This is a genomic window from Pseudidiomarina insulisalsae, from assembly GCF_003987065.1.
In the GTDB taxonomy this organism is placed as follows: domain Bacteria; phylum Pseudomonadota; class Gammaproteobacteria; order Enterobacterales; family Alteromonadaceae; genus Pseudidiomarina; species Pseudidiomarina insulisalsae.
In genome coordinates, this window is sequence record NZ_PIPY01000004.1 from 123354 (window position 1) to 142097 (window position 18744).

Sequence of the window (18744 nt, forward strand, 5' to 3'; positions counted from 1 at the left end):
CCTGCGTTAATCCAGATCGTTCAACAAGTCATTTAATGGCTTCGGTTTGGCAAAGTAATAACCCTGACCAAGGTCACAGCCAAGCTCGTTCAGACGAATAGCTTGTTCGGCCATCTCAATACCTTCGGCCACCACTTTAATATTGAGTTGGCGTGCCATGGCCAGAATGCCGCGGACAATGGCTTCGTCACTCGCTTTGTTGACTACTTCCTGAATGAACGCGCGGTCAATTTTCAATTTACTGACCGGCAGTTTCTTCAGGTAACTCAAACTGGAAAAACCGGTGCCGAAATCATCAATAGCGACAGACAAGCCCGCCTGGCGGAAGCGTTCGATGAGCTTAATGGCATGGGCGCTGTCGTCCATCAGAATACTCTCCGTCAACTCAAGCTCAATACATTCGCTGGGGATGTGATGCGACTGTAAGGTGGTGATGACCTGCTCAAAAAAGTTCGCACGATTAAACTGCAGGGCCGAGAGATTGACAGCCAGACAGAAGCCGGGCCTGCGTTCGAGCAATTGGCTCAGGTCATGACAGGCCTGCTCGAGGGCCCATTGACTGGCCGGGATGATTTGACCGGTGGTTTCCGCCATCGGAATAAAAATGTCAGGCGGAATGAAGCTGCCATCTTCTAACTGCCAGCGCATCAATGCTTCGGCGCCGATAATTTTACCGGAACTTAAGGCGACAATGGGCTGATAAAATAATTGCAGCTGTTCATTATCGATCGCCTGCTGAAATTTACTGCGCAGATGCACGCTGAAGCGATGGGTCTGCTCAATGCACTGCTGATAAAAATTCAGATAATTGCGGCCCTGGCGTTTGGCCATGGTCATTGCCAGATCGGCATGCTGCATTAAGCTGACTGCGCTCTGTGAGTTATCGTCAAAGCAGGCAACACCAATACTGGCTGTCAGGTAGACTTTTTGCTTACGCACTTCATAAGGCTCGGCGATGATCTCCAACAAACGCTCACCCAGCACTGCCACATGATTTGGGCTCTCTTCACGTACGGCTACAACAAATTCATCGCCACCAAAGCGAGCGGCAAAACCGGGTGGGTTCAGTGCCGCCTGAATGCGCTTGGCGACCAGTTGCAGTACCAGATCGCCAGCTTCAAGTCCCATTGCCTCGTTGATCGACTTAAACCCGTCAAGGTCAATAAACATGACCGCCCACTGCTGTTTGCCCTGCGTCGCGCCGGTCTCCTGTAACTCTGCACTTAAGCGATGTTCAAAAGAGCGCCGGTTGAACAGCGAGGTTAACGCGTCATGCTCAGCCTGAAACGCCAGTTGCTGTTTGGCTACATAGCGCTCGGAAATATCCTCATGGATGCCGATAAAATGTGTTACCTTGCCGCCAGCGTCTGTGACTGGCGTGAGTTCAAGTTGATCCCAAAAGGATGAGCCGTCTTTGCGGTAATGCAGCACTTCAACATGACACTCGCGCTTACTCTCCAGTGCCTGGCGCACTTCGGTAATGATTTTCGGGTCTGTTTTAGGGCCAATCAGAAAGTCACAGGACTTGCCTGCAATTTCATCGATGTAATAGCCCGTCATGCGCTGGAATGCCTGATTGGCGTAGATAATGGGTGCATTTTCTTTTCCAGCATCGGAAATAATAATGCCGTTGCTGGTGACATTCATGCTGCGCTCTAAAATTTGCAACTGTGCGTCTTTAGCTTTATCTCGGGTCACGTCCTTGGCAATACCAAATACCCCGGTAATTTCATCGTCAATTTTAATTGGCAGGTTGGTTACCACAATACTCCGCTGCTCGCCCTGACTGGTGTAGACATTAAGCTCGTACTGACAGGTCTCACCGGCCAATGCTTGCTTGAAGTTGGTTTCAGCAACTTTACGGTCATTGGGACGCACAAAAACACTGAAGTGAGCACCGATAACCTGTTCAGGAGCGGCCTCGAGGTTCGAAAGTACCGCATGGTTGGCGCTGGTAATCAGCCCATCGGTATCCAGTGAGTAAACGGCATCGGGATGAAAGGTAAAAAGCGAGCGGAACTGTTGCTCGTTGAGTTGTAATTGTCGTTGCTGATCATGCAGGCGTTGCTGAATACCGCGCAGACGCAGACTGTGCTTGCGCAACATACGATTTTGCTGCGACAGCGCCAAAAAGGCAACACAGAACAAAAAGCCCGAGAACGCAAGAATCATGCGCAGATTCGAAGCGCTACTGAGGTTGGCAAACGAGTACAGACTGGCGGACAGCGTGACCGGCTCGCTATATGGAATGTTGAGTTCCGCACTGGCAATCGCAAGTTCGTTACGATGACGCGGTTTACTGTTCTCGAAACTCAGTTGCCGCTCTTCGCCTAATGAGGCATAAATTTTCAGAAAGTCTGGCAAAACCCGGGTATCCGGGTTCACCAATCTGACCAGATCAAACACCACCAGCAGGTAATAATCTTTCGTTCCTTCCTGAGCAACCGGCACCAGCATGAGGCCCACCGGCTTACGATCCGACTTAAATTCGTCCGGCGGGATCATCATGGCAATGTCGTTGATCGGCGAGGCGAGCCAACTTTGCACTTCCGGGTGACTGATTTGTTCCAGATAAGCGCGCTCATTATTGCGGTGCAACTGCCATTGCGGCACGCCACGCTCATCGAGCAAGTGGATGCCAAGGTAATGCGGAATGTCGCGCAAGAAAGTCGCGGCGTCAAACCGTGCGAATGCAGACGTAGGGGAAAGCTCCAACTCGGTCCAGCGCTCGCGTAAGCGATTCAGAATCTGCATGTTGACGACAATGGTTTGCTTGCGCGACTCAGCAACTTTTTCGATGGTCGTCACCGCCTCGTTACGAATATCTCTGATTTGATTGAGGCTGAGGTAAACCCACAGGCTACAAATAAATGCAACAAAGGCGAAGGTAAGCCAGGCGGCGGGGTTTGCATTCAGGTCAAACAGCAGGATGCGATTCGAGCTGGCCAGCAAAAGTGACAAGCCGGTCAGAAAAATGCTTAAGGTGGCCAGCGTCGTCACTGGCGGATGCGGGCCCAGATAAGCAAAGCCATGGGGTAGAAAATGAAGCACAATGCTAACACAGGCAACGAATAATAAGAACACAGCGAATACCCGCATCCACCGGCGTTGAATTTTTTCGCGCGGGTTTAAAAGCAGTGTTACGCCCAGAATTAAAAAGGTGAGCGCCACCGGTGGGTAAAAATAGGCATCAATCTGATTAAGAAAGTCGAGATAAAAAACCGAAGCAATCGACAAATTCACCAGCAAGCTATGCAGTGCCGCTAAGAGCAGTACCAAGGCGCCGCCGAGCTGGACTTTACGGCGCTTGGTGGCCAGCCCATACAGCGCAAAGGCAACGCTGATGGCAACAATACCCGAGGTATTCGAGATCACGCGCTCAAACGCACTTTCAGGTTGCGTGTAAATATTTACCACTAAGCCGAACAACCCGAATAAAAAGGTTGCACTTATGGTCACAAACAGCGTGACATTGACCAGTGATAGGGCAAGGCTACGGCGATAGAGCATAGATTTTGTTATTGTTTTTAAGTTACCTGAACAATATGTGCCAAACTTGGACTTAGGTCAATGGCAACTTAGGCGTACGCCGTTGCATCACTAACCGGTGCTGGCCCGGGCCAAGATAATCCAGCTTTTTTTCGGCTACGACAAACCCCTGACGCTGATACAATTGCACCGCGGGAAGATTGTCCGGTGCCACGGTCAACAAGGTGTGTTGATAACCCATGTTTTCTACTTGCGCGAGCCAGGCATTCAGGAGCTCACGGCCTATCCCCTGGCCACGACATTCGGGCGCAATCAGGAGCGACATCAGCCACAGCCGATCGGACTCCTGAGCCGGGGCCCCAAGGCAATAACCTAAGATGGGGCTGGCGTCCGCTAGGTCCTTGCAGGCCACCCGGACTAAGTGTGGCCACTGGTGTAACGCCTGATAAAAAAAGGGAGCAGGATAGCCATCGGTGGGATAAAAACTACGCTCTAAAAGAAGAAGCGCAGCAATATCACTCGACATTGCTGCGCGAAAGGTTACCGGGACTGCTGTTTTAGTCACGGGCAAATAGCACGCTGAAGGTTACTGGCACCACGTGGTTAATGGCGTCTAAGCCAGCAATGTCGCGTAACTTGTGAATACCTTCAATGAGAGCAAAATCTTTGCCATTGATTAACACCGGCTGCGAGGTCGTTGCAACGATGTGGTCAGCGTCAAGTTTGGTGATCTGAACCGCGGCGTCTACTTCAACCGCTTCACCGGCAATAAAGATTTCCATCGGAATAATCACCGGCAGCGTACCCGTTGCTGTTTCAATGTCATAAACCTCAACGGGTATCGTTGCAGTAGCCGTTACAAACGGATAGTCAGAGACGTTAAACAGATGCGTCAACATACGCTCATTGCGCACCGGAATGCCCGTATCAATACTGGAAACCGGAATTGAGATCTTCAACTGATCATCATTCAGCTCACCGGTAATTTCGGTAAAGCGATGGATTTCGGCTACGTTGTCATTCTTTACCGAAACGAAGTGCAACGTCGAGCGTTCACTGTCTAAGGTCCACTCATCGGCGGTGGCCGGAACGCTAAGCAGTGCCATCATCGCTGTCGTGCATAGAATTGATTTCAACATAAATCCCTCTTCAGTTGGCTAACAAAGTATCTATTAATACTAGCATATCCCTTTGATTGATCATTTTATAATTAATCCTTTTTGCGCCCGCTGACGTAAAACATGCTGACTTTAGGAAAACTAAAGCGCAGAACGTAAACGAGGAGATCAAAATGTTAAACCTGTTATCTACAATGAAATGGTTAGCGAGCGCACTGCTGATAGCTGCGGTATCGACCTCAGCAATTGCGCACGATCACGGTAAAAAACAAGATATTGTCGACATCGCCGCCAGTGATTCACAATTTTCTACCCTGGTCACAGCGGTGAAAGCAGCAGATCTGGTCGATACACTGAAAAGTGACGGGCCATTTACCGTTTTTGCCCCTACCAACGAAGCCTTTGCCGCTTTGCCTGACGGTACTCTGGAGAGTTTGCTGAAGCCAGAGAATAAAGACCAGTTGGTGGCGGTCTTAACCTACCATGTATTAGCCGATAAAGTGCCAAGCTCAGCGATTGCCGGCAAAAAGTTGTCGACAGCCACAGTGCAGGGCGAGGACGTTGCAATTGATGCCACCGACGGTGTCCAGGTTGCCGGGGCGAACGTGGTAAAAGCCGATATTATGGCCAGCAACGGCGTGATCCACGTCATTGACCCGTGATTTTACCTCCGTCAATGCGCTAATTGATGTGAGCTGACAGTGACAGCAAAGCCCTGGCATCTGCCGGGGCTTTTTTTATGTGGTTGTCGACAATCCGCTCGGGCTGAACATTGAAAACTACGCAAAACAGGAGTAAAATGCGCATCTCTTTCAGAAACTGTCGACACTTATAGTGCTTAAGGAAGGACTCGCCCGGTGCAAGTGACTGAACATCCGACATTATTGCGACAAGCCATTACTGCCTCCGATCGCGTGTTGTACGAGATTCAACAAGCCATTGTTGACGGTACCATTCCTGCTGGCAGCAAAATCAGCGAGCCAGAGCTCGCCCGCCGGTTTGACGTCAGTCGCGCGCCCTTGCGTGAAGCGCTGGCGCGACTGGAGCGCTGTCATCTGATTGAACGCACACCAAATGCCGGAGCCCGTGTGGTCACCCTGACCCCGGCGGGTTTGATTTCACTCTATCAAATCCGTGAAGAGCTTGAAGGCCTGGCCTGCCGGCTGGCTGCCGAGCAGATGCCAGCGCAGGAAATCTCTGAGCTTGCCGCATTGCTTGATCAGCACTTAGCGTCGCAACGGGTGCGTGAAGGCGAAAGCTACTACCAGGAAGCGGGTGATCTCGACTTTCATTACCGTGTCATTTTAGGCAGTAAAAATCCCTATTTAATTAATATGCTTTGTGATGAGTTGTACTATCTTGTGCGCATGTACCGGGTGCAGATGGGTATGAATGGTCCGCGTGTTTCGCGGGCCTTTGACGAACACAAAGCAATTCTCAATGCCATCGCTAATCGTGATGGCGAACTTGCGGATTTATTGATGCGCCGTCATATCAGCGCGTCACGCCGTAACATCGAACAACAATTGCAAGCAGAAAAGGACGTATCATGACTCATTTAACCAGTGCCGGCGCCAAACTCCGTCAGGCAATTAAAGACGAGCAGCCGTTGCAGATTGTCGGCACCATTAATGCTTACACCGCCATGATGGCAGAAAAAGTAGGCCATAAAGCTTTATACCTTTCCGGCGCAGGGGTAGCGAACGCATCTTTCGGTTTACCGGACCTGGGCATGACCTCGCTGAACGACGTCTGCGAAGATATCCGCCGCATTACCGGCGCGACCGACGTGCCGTTGCTGGTTGACGCTGACACCGGTTGGGGCGGGGCATTTAACATTGCCCGCACAGTAAAAGAAATGACCCGTGCCGGCGCAGCAGGTTTTCATATTGAAGATCAGGTCGCGCAAAAGCGCTGTGGTCATCGCCCAAATAAAGAAATTGTCAGTCAGGGCGAAATGGTCGATCGCGTGAAAGCTGCAGTGGATGCCCGTATTGATGATCAGTTTTTGATTATGGCGCGCACCGATGCCTTGCAACAAGAAGGCCTGGAAGCCGCCATTGAACGCGCGCAGGCATGTGTTGACGCCGGCGCTGACGCTATTTTCGCTGAAGCCGTACACACCCTTGAGCAATATCAGGCATTCACCAGCGCGCTGAACGTGCCGGTTCTTGCTAACATTACAGAATTCGGCGCCACGCCGCTGTTCAACAAACAGGAACTGGCCGACGTGGGCGTCGAGATGGTGCTGTATCCCTTAAGTGCTTTCCGCGCCATGAATAAGGCGGCGTTAAATGTTTATGAGAGCATTCTGGAAAACGGTGATCAAAAAGCGGTGATTGATGAAATGCAGACCCGCGCGGAATTGTATGAGTTCCTGAATTATCACGCATTCGAGCAAAAACTCGACGCACTGTTCAAAAAATAAAAACCAAAAGCGTTATTGGTTATTTGATATTAGATAGTGGTAACCAATATCCAGTAACCAATATCCAGTAACCAATATCCAGTAACCAATATCCAGTAACCAATATCCAGTAACGCATTAAGATTTTAACTAAGGAGTTTGAAATGGCTGAGAAGAAATTAGGTGGCGCAGGCTTGCGCGGACAAGTTGCCGGTGAAACAAAACTTTGCACCGTAGGTAAAAGCGGTTCAGGCCTGACGTATTACGGATACGATATTAAAGAACTGGCAGAGAAAGTTAGCTTTGAAGAAGTGGCTTATTTGCTGGCCCATGGTGAGCTGCCAAAGGCTGACCAACTGGCAGAATATAAAGAGCGTCTGGCACAGTTACGTGGCCTGCCGCAGGAATTAAAAGACGTACTTGAGCGTATCCCTGCGGATGCGCATCCGATGGATGTGATGCGTACCGGTGCTTCTTTCCTGGGTAACATTGAGCCAGAAGAAGACTTCAGCGAAGCGGACGCTAAAATTGAGCGTTTGCTGGCGTCATTCCCAAGCATGTTGCTGTACTGGTATCACTTTAGTCACAACAACAAGCGCATTGAAACCGAAACTGACGCTGATTCGATTGGCGCGCATTTCCTCGAATTACTGCATGGTGAGAAGCCATCGCAACTGCATGCTGATGTCATGAATACTTCACTGATCCTGTACGCAGAGCATGAGTTCAATGCTTCAACCTTTACTGCACGCGTCTGTGCCTCGACGTTGTCTGATATTTTCTCATGTGTCACCGGTGCGATTGGCTCGCTGCGCGGTCCTTTGCATGGCGGCGCGAATGAAGCGGCGATGGAACTGATTGAAGATATGAAAGACCCGGATGACGCTGAGCAGACGCTGATGGGCATGCTGGAACGTAAAGAAAAGATCATGGGCTTCGGTCACGCGGTCTACAGCGAGTTTGACCCGCGTAATGACATCATCAAAGCCTGGTCGAAGAAGCTTGCCGAAGAGCATGGCGACACCCGTCTGTACGACGTATCTGTACGTTGTGAAGAAGTCATGTGGCGTGAGAAAAAGCTATTCCCGAATGCGGACTTCTTCCATGCTTCTGCGTATCACTACATGGGTATTCCAACCAAGCTGTTTACGCCGATTTTCGTCATGTCACGGGTGACCGGCTGGACCGCGCACGTGAAAGAGCAGCGCGCCAACAACCGTATTATCCGTCCAAGTGCGGACTACATTGGTCCTGAGCCGCGTCCAGTTCCTGCAATGAACGAACGCTAAGGCAAGGAGCACAATGATGTTTAACGAAGCGTACCGGAAGCAGTTGTCCGGTACCTCGCTGATGTATTACGACACGCGCCAAGCGGTCAATGACATTGAGCCAGGTGCCTACGAGAAACTGCCGTATACCTCGCGTATCCTCGCTGAAAACCTGGTGCGTCGCTGTCAGCCTGAGCAGCTGACCGACGCTTTAAGCCAGTTGATTTACCGCAAACGTGACCTGGATTTTCCCTGGTTCCCGGCGCGCGTTGTGTGCCATGACATTCTGGGGCAGACGGCGCTGGTCGATCTGGCTGGTTTGCGTGACGCGATTGCTGCGAAAGGTGGTGAACCGGCCAAGGTGAACCCGGTGGTGCCAACCCAGTTGATTGTTGATCACTCGCTGGCGGTAGAGCATGCCGGTTTTGAAAAGGACGCGTTTGAGAAAAACCGCGCTATTGAAGACCGTCGTAATGACGATCGCTTCCACTTTATTAACTGGACCAAAACGGCCTTTAAGAACGTGGACGTGATTCCTCCGGGCAACGGCATTATGCACCAGATCAATCTGGAGAAAATGTCGCCGGTGGTACAAGTGCGTGACGGCGTTGCGTTTCCTGATACCTGCGTGGGCACTGACAGTCATACCCCGATGGTTGACGCATTAGGCGTTATTTCGGTGGGCGTCGGTGGCCTTGAAGCGGAAAGTGTAATGCTGGGCCGTGCCTCGTATATGCGCCTGCCGGACATTGTCGGTGTCGAGCTAACCGGTAAGCTGAAGCCGGGCATTACCGGTACCGATCTGGTGCTGGCATTGACTGAGTTCTTGCGTAAAGAGCGTGTTGTGGGTGCCTATCTGGAGTTTTACGGTGAAGGCGCTGACGCACTGACCGTGGGCGATCGTGCCACTATTTCCAATATGACACCAGAGTATGGTGCGACCGCGGCGATGTTCTATATTGATGATCAGACCATTGATTATCTGAAACTGACCGGTCGCGACGATGATCAGGTGAAACTGGTTGAACAGTTCGCTAAAGAAACCGGGCTTTGGTCAGACAGCCTGAAAACCGCTGACTATGAGCGCGTGTTGCAGTTCGATTTAAGCAAAGTTGAGCGCAATCTGGCTGGACCGTCAAACCCGCATGCCTTATTACCAGCTTCAGAGCTGGCCAAGCGCGGCATTGCCGGTAAGGTCGAAAGCGAAGACAATCTGATGCCTGACGGCGCTTGTATTATTGCCGCGATTACCAGCTGTACCAACACCAGTAATCCGCGCAATATGATTGCCGCAGGTCTGATAGCGCGCAACGCCAACAAGCTGGGTCTGACCCGTAAGCCTTGGGTGAAATCGTCGCTGGCGCCAGGCTCAAAGACGGTCAAGATGTACCTTGAAGAAGCCGAACTATTGCCGGAGCTGGAAGAGCTGGGTTTTGGCGTGGTCGCTTTTGCCTGCACCACCTGTAACGGTATGAGTGGTGCGCTGGATCCGAAAATCCAGCAGGAAATCATTGACCGAGATCTGTACTCGACTGCGGTACTTTCTGGTAACCGTAACTTCGACGGTCGTATTCACCCCTATGCCAAGCAGGCGTTTTTGGCGTCACCTCCGCTCGTCGTCGCTTATGCCATTGCCGGTACCATCCGCTTTGACATTGAAAAAGACCCGCTGGGGTATGATGCGAAAGGGAATGCCATTACCTTAAAAGACATCTGGCCAAGCGATGAAGAGATCGACGCTATCGTGAAAAGCTCGGTAAAACCTGAGCAATTCCGCAAAGTGTATGATCCAATGTTCAGCCTGTCGGTCGACTACGGCGAGCAGAATAATCCGTTGTACGACTGGCGCCCGATGAGTACCTATATCCGCCGTCCTCCATACTGGGAAGGCTCGCTTGCCACTGAAAACCAGTTGCAGGGTATGCGTCCTCTGGCGGTACTGGGTGACAATATCACCACCGACCACTTGTCGCCGTCGAACGCGATTCTGGCGGACAGCGCGGCGGGAGAATACCTGGCCAAAATGGGCTTGCCGGAAGAAGACTTTAACTCGTACGCGACGCACCGTGGTGATCACCTGACCGCGCAGCGCGCCACTTTCGCCAACCCGAAACTATTTAATGAAATGGTGCGGGACGAAAACGGTGCTGTGATTCAGGGTTCTTTTGCCCGGGTTGAACCAGATGGCAAAGTGCTGCGCATGTGGGAAGCCATTGAAACCTATATGGAACGCAAGCAGCCGCTGATTATCATTGCCGGTGCTGACTACGGTCAGGGCTCATCGCGTGACTGGGCGGCCAAAGGCGTTCGTCTGGCCGGGGTAGAGTGTATCGTCGCCGAAGGTTTTGAGCGTATTCACCGCACCAACCTGATTGGTATGGGCGTACTACCGCTTGAATTCGAAGCTGGCACCACCCGTGAATCCCTGGGTATTAACGGTACTGAAACCTTTGACGTGAAAGGTGAGATTGCGCCGGGCGCGACCATGACATTGGTCATTCACCGTGGCGGTGAGGAAGCGCAGGCTGAAACTCTTGAAGTACCGGTAAAATGCCGTCTGGATACCGCTGAGGAAGTATCAATCTATTCCGCCGGCGGTGTGTTGCAGCGTTTTGCGCAGGACTTCTTAGAAGCAGAGGCAAGTTAATTATGGTTGCCCATACAAAATTTGCTCCGCAAATCAAAATCCCCGCCACCTATATGCGTGGCGGGACCTCGAAAGGCGTCTTTTTCCGTTTAGAAGATTTGCCACCTGAAGCTCAGGAGCCAGGTGCAGCGCGCGATAACTTGTTGTTGCGTGTTATTGGCAGTCCGGACCCTTATGCCAAACATACCGATGGCATGGGTGGCGCGACCTCAAGTACCAGCAAAACAGTGATCCTGTCGCGCAGTGACAAGGCCGATCACGATGTCGACTACCTGTTTGGTCAGGTCGCTATCGATAAACCTTTTATCGACTGGAGCGGTAATTGCGGTAATTTGACCGCCGCAGTGGGCTCGTTTGCCATCAGTAACGGTCTGGTAGATGCCAGTCAGATCCCGGAAAACGGCATCTGTACCGTGCGCATCTGGCAAGCCAATATTGAAAAGACCATTGTCGCGCGGGTGCCCATTACCGACGGTGAAGTGCAGGAGACCGGTGACTTTGAACTGGACGGCGTAACCTTCCCGGCAGCCGAGGTGCAGGTTGAGTTTATGGACCCCGCGGCCGATGACGGTGAGGGTGCCGGTGCCATGTTCCCAACCGGAAACGTGGTGGATACCTTCAACGTGCCAGGGCTTGGCGACCTTGAAGCCACTTTCATTAATGCCGGCATTCCGACGATTTTTGTCAACGCTGAGGCCATTGGCTACAACGGCACTGAGCTACAAGGCGCTATTAATGAAGACCCGCAGGCATTGCAGATGTTTGAAAGTCTGCGTGCCCACGGCGCGGTGAAAATGGGGCTGATTGACGATGTCGCAGAGGCGGCAAACCGTCAGCATACGCCGAAGATTGCCTTTGTTGCGCCACCGCAGGACTACATGGCCTCAAGTGGTAAGCAAATTCACGCTACCGACATTGATGTGCTGGTGCGTGCTATGTCCATGGGCAAGCTGCACCACGCCATGATGGGCACTGCGGCCGTTGCGATCGCTGCGGCTGCAGCGGTGCCGGGTACCTTAGTGAATCTGGCGGCGGGCGCGGGCGATCGCACTTCAGTGCGCTTCGGTCATCCATCAGGCACGCTACAGGTAGGTGCAGAAGCCAAACAAGTCAACGGCGAATGGACCGTCACCAAAGCCATCATGAGCCGCAGCGCGCGAGTCCTGATGGAGGGCTGGGTGCGGGTACCGGGAGATTGTTTCTGATGGCGTTTAAAGCGCCCAAGAAATGCCCTTGCGGTAACGGCCTGTACCGTAAATGCTGTGGTCGCTTTCACCCGCAATTTGCGGGTGAGGCGGCTGCTGCTCCGGCCTCGGCCGAACAGCTGATGCGCTCGCGCTACAGCGCTTTTGCGTTGGGTTTAAGCGACTACCTGCTCGCGACCTGGCATGTCTCGACCCGTCCGGAGTCACTGGATTTAAGCGACAGTCCGAAGTGGCTGCAGCTGGATATTTACAGTGCCGAGCAACAAGGCAACGCCGCGCAGGTCCACTTTTGTGCCTATTTCCAGTTTGACAGCGAGGTCGGTGAACACGAGGAATTATCCGAGTTCGTTCGCGAAGACGGTCGCTGGTTTTATCTCAAATCCCTGCAAAGCGCAGCATAAGCCTACTGCTGCGCCTGTTTCACGCGTTTAAAGGTCTGTCGCTCGCCATAGGTGAGTGTCCGCCATAACCACTCACAGGGACCGAACCGGTACCGTTCCAGCCACCAACGGCTCAGTGGCAGTTGTAGTAACCATAAGCCGATTGCTAGAGCAGTTGCCACACTGCGGCTGATCTCGCCGTACATGGCAAACCCATAACCATAAAACAACGTCGTGAACACCACAGAATGCATCAGGTAATTGGTCAGTGCCATGCGCCCGGCTGGCGCCAGGTGTCTGAGCCAGTGCTGACGTTTCGCACGTTCGGCCGTACGAAGGGTAAGCGCGATCAGGCTTATGTAGAAAAAACAGAGTCCGAAATTAGCCACCTGATCAATGGTAAAAGTGAGTGCCGAACCCGGACTGGGTAAGAGCATGTTAGGCCGGGTGCCGTAGAAGCCGATGTAAAGCGCGGCCGGCAAGCCCAGCAATAAGCCCCAGCGCAGTAGGTGCGTATAAGCGCGCGGGCGTTTTTCAAAGGAAGTGAAAATGCCGCTGCGCGCAAGGCTGGCACCAATCAGAAAAATACCCAGTAGGGTAGGCAAAAAGAAGATTACACCACCGGTACCATAAAGTTTACTAAGCTCGTACATGCGTAAACGGTAAATGTCAGCGTAACCGCCGCTGGCATAGACTTCATTGGCATGCACAATAAAGGCCTGCAGTTGCTCACTGGTTCGTGCGACATCAGATAAAACTTCTTCCGCAACCGCGGGGTCCTGCAATGCGGCTTGCATGGCGAAGGCGCCTAGCCAGAACAGCGCCACGGGAATCAGGAAGAAACTGATACCCCATTTCAGCAAACGGCGGGCCGGGCTATTGGCAAAAAGTGCCAGCACCAGTCCACAAATAGCATAGGTCAGCAAAATATCGCCGCCCCAGATAAGAAACAGGTGCACCATACCAAACAGTGCTAAAACAACGATGCGGCGCAAAAATAAGCGGCGAGGGTGTGGTTCGCGTTGTTTCGCGCGGTCATAAAAAATCACAAACCCCATGCCAAACAGCAGCGAGAACATGGTGTAAAAACTGCCTTGCACAAAAGTAAAAACGCTCCAGCCCACCACACGATCGACCCCTTGCAGGGACTGATCAAGACCAAACAACATGGCGGTCAGCGGCCGCTGAAAGTACTCGATATTCATTAACAGAATGCCCAGTAAGGCAAAGCCGCGAATGACATCAAGCATCTGGATGCGTTCGCGCGAGGTAATAGGGGTCGTTACACTGGTCATGAATTGCAGCTCTTTGTTGTTATTGTAAAAGGTGTCTAACAACTGAGCTTAGCGGGTTTCGGTTTTTTCACAACTGCGATGTGCGCCATGAGCTCATGACCTTAGAAACGTAACTGTCCGGAGCTAATTCGCTGATATAACTGCGGGTCCAGTGGCTGATAGCCCTGGCTGCGATCGAGCAGCACGTACAACGGATCACTTATCTGTTCCGGCGAAAAACTTTCGAGCTTGAGCTGACTTTTGCGAATTTTCAGCGTGCTGGTGACTTCATGCGCCCGCTGTAAGCGAATAAATAGCGGCTGCGCATAGTCCGGCAGTACCGCCCGGATATGCTGATAGAACGCCCGCGCATCGAAATGTTTGCCATGCGCAAGTACCAGCGACACCATGCCGGCCCGGCCTTCGGTATGCGGCACTTTGACCCCATAGGCGACCGCTGCCAGTACATCGCGAAAGCGTCCGGCCTGCGCTTCGACCTCGGTGGTCGCGACATTTTCGGACTTCCAGCGGAAGGTATCGCCGACACGGTCGACAAAGGCAATATGGCGATAGCCCTGATGGCGCACCAGATCACCGGTATTGAACCAGCAATCGCCGGGTTGAAAGACATTTTCAAAGAGTTTCTCGGCGTTGGCTTTCGGGTTATGGGTGTAGCCGTCAAACGGCGCCTTGGCCGAGACTTTAGTCAGTAACAGCCCGACGTCACCTTTGGTGACCCTGCTTAGTCGTCCGTTGGCATCGCGCAGCGGGGTTTCATGTTCGTGGTCAAACTTCACAATGGCGTAGGTCATGGGTGAGAAACCTACCGTGCGCTTAAGATTAAACACATTGACAAAGCCGACGTTGCCCTCGCTGGCACCATAGAGTTCGCAAATACGTGAAATGCCAAAACGTTGTTGGAACTGGTCCCAGATCTCTGCCCGTAAGCCGTTACCAATCACCGCGCGAACTGAATTATTGGCTTCTGCGGGCGACGCTGGCTGATTTAGCAGATAACGACAGAGTTCACCGACATAGACAAAGCCGGTTGCATTGAACCGCTGGATATCCTGCCAGAACTGACTGGCGCTAAAGCGTTCTGCCAGGGCCAGCGTGGTGCCGGTCATAACGGTCGAGCTTAGCGCAATGGACAGGGCGGTGTTGTGATACAAGGGCAGGCAGTTATATAAAGTGTCGTTTTTTTTCAGACTCAGGGACATGCGGCCAAAGGCAATTCCGGCTTTGTACCAGCGCAGATGGGTCATGGCTGCGGCTTTGGGCAGGCCGGTGGTGCCTGAGGTCATCATATAAAAACAGGTGTCGCCTAATTTCACCTGCGCTGCCTGCGGTGGGTTCGCCGCCTTGCTTTGTTGTGCCTCCTGCATCAGCTCAGCTGTTGCGTGCAGGCATGGCGTGTGGCTTTCCAGCTGTTGTGCTGCCTCAGCAAATTCCGGCGCATGGATCAGAAGTTGCGGCTGCATCACCTGCACGCTGTGTGACAGCGCCTCGCCTTGTTGTTTGGGGTTAAGCATACCGGCAATCGCACCGAGCTTATTAATAGCGAACGCCCAGGCCAGTACTTCAGGACTGTTGCGATAGAGCAGGGCGACGCAATCACCGCGGCCGACGGCCCGCCGTTGCAATTGCTCTGCCAGACCATTGGCCCACTGGTTAAGCTGGGCATAACTGTAGCTTTGTCCGGCAAATTTAAGCGCAATGCGCTCAGGATATCGTTGCGCCGCGCATTGCAAAAAATAGCCCGTTGAGCCACGCCGGCCTTTATGAGCCCAGGCCAACTGCAGTAACGTCAGTAAAAAACGCGGCAGCCGTGGCGTAAAACGCACTATAGCAGTAGCCATGGCGGCAAATGAGAAGCTGTTATTAGAATTATTAGTGTTGCTTGTCATAATATTCGATTCGTATCACCGGAGGTTTAGAATAAGCGCGAGCGCATCCAAACGTCAAAGAGATTCGTATTTTTGGTTATATTTCACTAAGCTAGAGTGTTAAGACACTGGATATAAAGAGGGAATCGCTATGCCAATTATGAAACAACTGGGTGGCCTGCTGGCCTGGCTTGCTCTTTCAGCTCTGGTAGCTGCTATCGGCGGCTGGGGCTCTGGCAACGCGCCCATGTTTTACCGTGAGCTGACGATGCCGGACTGGGCGCCGCCCGCATGGCTGTTTGGCCCGGTCTGGACCGCGCTGTATACCATGATGGCAATTGCTGCCTGGCTTATCTGGCGTGAGTACGGATTTCAGGGACAAGCGAAGCGCGCGTTGCAGGTAAACTTCGTGCAGCTGGGGCTCAATGCCATCTGGAGCTGGCTGTTTTTTGCCTGGTATTTAGGCGCGATTAGCTTTGTCGAAATCATTTTATTGTGGGGCGCCATTGTCGCCACGATTGTGCTGTACTGGCGTCTGAACCGCGCGGCGGCGATACTGCTGTTGCCTTACCTGGCGTGGGTCACCTTCGCCGCATTCCTCAATTTCAGTATCTGGCAACTGAACCCGGGAGTGCTGTAACGCCCGTTCAGGTGCCGCAAAAAGTGCGGGTGACAGCTTCATCCGCCTGTGCCGGCCGCATCAGGTCGGCATATTCCTCGCGTTCGTTAAAGGGCTCGCGCAGCGCCTGGTTCAGGCGATTAAAGCGCGTCAGAGAGCCCTCATTAACGGCCTCATCAATCAGTTGTTCAACCAGATGATTACGCGGAATAAAGGCTGGATTGATGGTCTGCAGCTGTTGCGGGTCAAAGTCATCAGGCAGCGCGTCCTGCCAGCGCTGGTACCATGCTTGCCACTGCTGTGGCTGATTGAACAGAGTGGCGAAGCGCGTCGTGTCGGCATCCCCTAACGCACGAAAGGCCAGGGTAAAATCGACGCTATGTTGTTCCAGTAAGCCAAGAAAGTCCTCGACCAGCGCTTGTGCGTCACTGTGGTCGGGTGTCAGGCCGATTTTTGCGGTCATCTGCTGCCAGTAATAGTTCTGATAAACCGATTCGAATTCCTGCACCGCGCTGGTTGCGGCGTTAATGGCCTGATCTTTATCGTCACTGATAAGCGGTAGCAGGGTTTCGGCAAAGCGCGCCAGGTTCCACATGGCGATAGGTGGCTGGTTCTGATACATATAGCGGCCGCGACGATCAATAAAACTGAATACCGTTTGCGGGTCGTAGGCCTCCATAAAGGCGCAGGGACCATAGTCGATGGTCTCGCCGGACAAGGTCATATTGTCGGTATTCATCACGCCATGAATAAAGCCAAGACTCATCCATTTCGCAATCAGCTGCGCCTGCTTATCAATCACTGCTTGTAACAGCGCCAGATAGGATTGCTCAGCGTCCGCGCAGGCAGGGTAGTGACGCTGAATGACATAGTCAGCAAACTTTTGTAATAGGGCACGGTCTTTATAGGCTAGCACGAACTGCGCTGTGCCTACGCGCAAATGACTTTTCGCGACGCGGGTGATAACGGCTCCCGGCAGTGCTTCTTCCCGGTGTACCAGCTCGCCGGTGGCGACCGCGGCTAACGCCCGCGTGGTCGGCACGCCAAGGCGGTACATGGCCTCACTCAGCACATATTCGCGTAACACCGGGCCGATGGGCGCGCGGCCGTCACCGCCGCGCGAGTAGGGGGTACGCCCCGAACCTTTTAGCTGAATATCGTAGCGCTCGCCGTCGGCAGCGATGACCTCGGTGAGCAGCACGGCGCGGCCATCGCCCAGTTGCGGCACGTAGTTGGCAAACTGATGACCGGCATAGGCCAGCGCATGCGGTTGTGCCCAGTCGGGGACACGATTTCCCGCAAAAATCTCCGCGCCGGCATCGGTGCCACAAAGCGCTTCGGGAACACCGAGAAACTCGGCCAGCTCGGTATTGACTGCCAACCACTGCGGCTGCATGACAGGGGTGGGCTGGCAGGCGGCGCTTAACCGCGGATCAAGTTGCACATAAGTCATTGCTGTCTGCATGGCCACTTAAGCGTCCTTGGTTGTTGGTTGGTGTTGGGGAAATTGTAGCAGCTCTGGCAGCAGGGGATGCTGGAATTTGCGGCTTAGGGTCACCGCGTAAAAGTTTTCAAAGGCGTTAGGTAACTCAAAGCGCTTACTTAAAATACCACTGCGCAGCTCGTCACGCACCACTACCGCTGGCATCGCGGCCAGTGCACCACTGTCACGGGCAAGCAGTCGTAACATCGCCATGTCGTCGACTTCGGCAATAATATCAGGCTCAAGCTGATGCTGCGTGCAAAACCCCTCGAAGGCTGTACGCAACGGCGAAGCACTACCCGGGACCACCCATTGTTGTGCGCGGTAAGCGGGGCTGATGTGGTCGGGAAGGTCGGTGCGTGAGGCCGGGGCGATAACGCTGAGCGGCTGGCGCGACAGCAGTTGAGACTGCCAGGCAACATCGTCGCTGACTGACACCTCACGATTGGTCAACACCACATCAATCTGATGCTGGGCAAGCAAATCCAATAGCTCCGGCTGCGGTCGTGCCAGCAGCCGAAAACTGGCACCGGCGTCGCGTGCGGCGTTGCTCAACAAAGGCTCGATAAAGCTCTCAATAAAGTTACGCGACATGCTCGAAAGCATGCCGATACGTAACGAAGGCAGGGTGGTGACGCCGCGCTTTAGCAATTGCTGCAGCTCTTCACCACGCTGAAATATGTCTTCCGCGTAGTTAAGTACGGTGTGGCCAAGCTCGGTCAGCACCAAAGTTCGCCCTTCACGCGCAAAAAGTGGCTGTCCGATGCTATGCTCTAACTGATTGATTTGTGATGACAGTGCCGATTGCGATATCGCCAGCTTTTCGGCGGTCGCGGTAAGGTTGCCTTGCTTGGCAACGCGCCAGAAGTAGTAAAGATGGTGATAGTTCAGGCGTGTCATAGCTGCTCCGGCTGGTTCGCAATCAAGTATACGTTCACTATAATAGAACGTTAGTAGATAATATATGT

At 52.9% G+C, this 18744-nt stretch carries 15 protein-coding genes; 8 read left to right on the forward strand and 7 right to left on the reverse strand.

The features are described 5' to 3' along the window. Positions 1-6: 6 nt before the first annotated feature. From CWI71_RS04850 to CWI71_RS04860, 3 genes are read right to left on the reverse strand one after another with little or no spacing between them, the layout of a single operon-like run. Positions 7-3510, reverse strand: coding sequence for a sensor domain-containing protein (locus CWI71_RS04850; protein WP_126754146.1), 3504 nt, complete (start codon positions 3508-3510; stop codon positions 7-9). A gap of 52 nt (positions 3511-3562) precedes the next feature. Further along, positions 3563-4054, reverse strand: coding sequence for a GNAT family N-acetyltransferase (locus tag CWI71_RS04855; RefSeq protein WP_126754147.1), 492 nt, complete (start codon positions 4052-4054; stop codon positions 3563-3565). Next, the gene (locus CWI71_RS04860) at positions 4047-4628 is read right to left on the reverse strand and encodes a YceI family protein (RefSeq protein ID WP_126754148.1); all 582 of its coding nucleotides are present in this window, start codon (positions 4626-4628) and stop codon (positions 4047-4049) included. The genes CWI71_RS04855 and CWI71_RS04860 overlap by 8 nt, the downstream gene beginning before the upstream one ends. A 173-nt stretch (positions 4629-4801) precedes the next feature. Between CWI71_RS04860 and CWI71_RS04865 the strand changes: the two genes are divergently transcribed. The 7 genes from CWI71_RS04865 (at position 4802) to CWI71_RS04895 (ending at position 12535) form a co-directional block, all read left to right on the forward strand. Further along, entirely contained in the window at positions 4802-5269 is a 468-nt protein-coding gene (locus CWI71_RS04865; protein WP_126754238.1) for a fasciclin domain-containing protein, read from the forward strand. Positions 5270-5470: 201 nt separating this feature from the next. Next, positions 5471-6160 carry a GntR family transcriptional regulator gene (locus tag CWI71_RS04870; protein WP_126754239.1) on the forward strand — a complete coding sequence of 230 codons (690 nt, stop codon included), beginning with the start codon at positions 5471-5473 and terminating at the stop codon, positions 6158-6160. After that, positions 6157-7035 (forward strand): methylisocitrate lyase, encoded by an 879-nt coding sequence (prpB, locus tag CWI71_RS04875; RefSeq protein ID WP_126754149.1) that lies wholly within the window; start codon positions 6157-6159, stop codon positions 7033-7035. The genes CWI71_RS04870 and prpB overlap by 4 nt, the downstream gene beginning before the upstream one ends. A 143-nt stretch (positions 7036-7178) precedes the next feature. After that, complete coding sequence (prpC, locus tag CWI71_RS04880) at positions 7179-8303, forward strand: bifunctional 2-methylcitrate synthase/citrate synthase (protein WP_126754150.1); 1125 nt, start codon at positions 7179-7181, stop codon at positions 8301-8303. 13 nt (positions 8304-8316) lie between these two features. Further along, positions 8317-10929, forward strand: coding sequence for a Fe/S-dependent 2-methylisocitrate dehydratase AcnD (gene acnD, locus CWI71_RS04885; RefSeq protein WP_126754151.1), 2613 nt, complete (start codon positions 8317-8319; stop codon positions 10927-10929). A 2-nt stretch (positions 10930-10931) separates the two neighbouring features. Further along, positions 10932-12134 carry a 2-methylaconitate cis-trans isomerase PrpF gene (prpF, locus tag CWI71_RS04890; protein ID WP_126754152.1) on the forward strand — a complete coding sequence of 401 codons (1203 nt, stop codon included), beginning with the start codon at positions 10932-10934 and terminating at the stop codon, positions 12132-12134. Next, positions 12134-12535 (forward strand): YchJ family protein, encoded by a 402-nt coding sequence (locus tag CWI71_RS04895; protein ID WP_126754153.1) that lies wholly within the window; start codon positions 12134-12136, stop codon positions 12533-12535. The genes prpF and CWI71_RS04895 overlap by 1 nt, the downstream gene beginning before the upstream one ends. Positions 12536-12537: 2 nt before the next feature. Here CWI71_RS04895 and CWI71_RS04900 read toward each other — a convergent pair whose 3' ends face one another. Next, entirely contained in the window at positions 12538-13809 is a 1272-nt protein-coding gene (locus CWI71_RS04900) for a DUF418 domain-containing protein (protein ID WP_126754154.1), read from the reverse strand. 101 nt (positions 13810-13910) lie between these two features. Then, a complete protein-coding gene (locus tag CWI71_RS04905; protein ID WP_126754155.1) occupies positions 13911-15695 on the reverse strand; it encodes a long-chain-acyl-CoA synthetase in 1785 nt (594 codons plus the stop codon). Between the two features lie 130 nt (positions 15696-15825). Between CWI71_RS04905 and CWI71_RS04910 the strand changes: the two genes are divergently transcribed. Beyond that, the gene (locus tag CWI71_RS04910; protein ID WP_126754156.1) at positions 15826-16314 is read left to right on the forward strand and encodes a TspO/MBR family protein; all 489 of its coding nucleotides are present in this window, start codon (positions 15826-15828) and stop codon (positions 16312-16314) included. A gap of 7 nt (positions 16315-16321) precedes the next feature. Here CWI71_RS04910 and CWI71_RS04915 read toward each other — a convergent pair whose 3' ends face one another. Both CWI71_RS04915 and CWI71_RS04920 read right to left on the reverse strand, forming a co-directional pair. Next, positions 16322-17758, reverse strand: coding sequence for a protein adenylyltransferase SelO (locus tag CWI71_RS04915; protein WP_126754240.1), 1437 nt, complete (start codon positions 17756-17758; stop codon positions 16322-16324). A 6-nt stretch (positions 17759-17764) separates the two neighbouring features. Beyond that, positions 17765-18676, reverse strand: a complete 912-nt coding sequence (locus CWI71_RS04920) for a LysR family transcriptional regulator (protein ID WP_126754157.1) — start codon at positions 18674-18676, stop codon at positions 17765-17767. Between the last annotated feature and the right edge of the window lie 68 nt (positions 18677-18744).